At 50.4% G+C, this 754-nt stretch carries 7 tRNA genes; all 7 read left to right on the top strand.

Features of this window, described 5'->3' with window-relative positions:
- Positions 1 to 9: 9 nt before the first annotated feature.
- The 7 genes from JMM81_RS22660 to JMM81_RS22630 all read left to right on the top strand — a co-directional run bounded on the left by JMM81_RS22660 (position 10) and on the right by JMM81_RS22630 (position 754).
- Positions 10 to 85: transfer RNA gene (locus JMM81_RS22660), tRNA-Lys, on the top strand.
- Positions 86 to 88: 3 nt separating this feature from the next.
- Positions 89 to 170 (top strand) — tRNA-Leu (locus tag JMM81_RS22655).
- A gap of 132 nt (positions 171 to 302) precedes the next feature.
- A tRNA-Gly gene (locus tag JMM81_RS22650) sits at positions 303 to 377 on the top strand.
- A gap of 7 nt (positions 378 to 384) precedes the next feature.
- Positions 385 to 473, top strand: a tRNA-Leu gene (locus JMM81_RS22645).
- Between the two features lie 17 nt (positions 474 to 490).
- A tRNA-Arg gene (locus tag JMM81_RS22640) sits at positions 491 to 567 on the top strand.
- A gap of 10 nt (positions 568 to 577) precedes the next feature.
- Positions 578 to 654 (top strand) — tRNA-Pro (locus tag JMM81_RS22635).
- Between the two features lie 24 nt (positions 655 to 678).
- Positions 679 to 754 (top strand) — tRNA-Ala (locus JMM81_RS22630).

The raw sequence follows: 754 nt of genomic DNA, 5'->3' as shown, positions 1-754 counted from the left end.
ATTTATTTAGAGTTATTAGCTCAGTTGGTAGAGCATCTGACTTTTAATCAGAGGGTCGCAGGTTCGAATCCTGCATAACTCACCATTTGCGGGTGTGGCGGAATTGGCAGACGCACTAGACTTAGGATCTAGCGCCGCAAGGCGTGGGGGTTCGACTCCCTTCACCCGCATTTATATTTCGCGGAAGTAGTTCAGTGGTAGAAGATTGCATGACTCGAAGAGGGGCAATCTGCAATAAAAGCCAAAGGCTTTTAGCGCACAAGACCACATCCTTAAATTAAAGAGCTAGAATAAATAATTCTGCGGAAGTAGTTCAGTGGTAGAACATCACCTTGCCAAGGTGGGGGTCGCGGGTTCAAATCCCGTCTTCCGCTCCAAGCCCTAGCCGGGGTGGCGGAACTGGCAGACGCACAGGACTTAAAATCCTGCGGTAGGTGACTACCGTACCGGTTCGATTCCGGTCCTCGGCACCATTTAATTTAACTTATATGCGCCCTTAGCTCAGCTGGATAGAGTGTTTGACTACGAATCAAAAGGTCGGGAGTTCGAATCTCTCAGGGCGCACCATTTATATTTCCGGGAAGTAGCTCAGCTTGGTAGAGCACTTGGTTTGGGACCAAGGGGTCGCAGGTTCGAATCCTGTCTTCCCGACCATACCAAATCTATCAATTATAAATTGGGGCCTTAGCTCAGCTGGGAGAGCGCCTGCCTTGCACGCAGGAGGTCAGCGGTTCGATCCCGCTAGGCTCCACCA

It is taken from the genome of Bacillus sp. V3B (assembly GCF_024494465.1).
Lineage (GTDB): Bacteria > Bacillota > Bacilli > Bacillales > Cytobacillaceae > Bacillus_BD.
The sequence above is the reverse complement of the archived record's forward strand: the minus strand, read 5'-3'. Positions and strand labels throughout refer to the sequence as shown.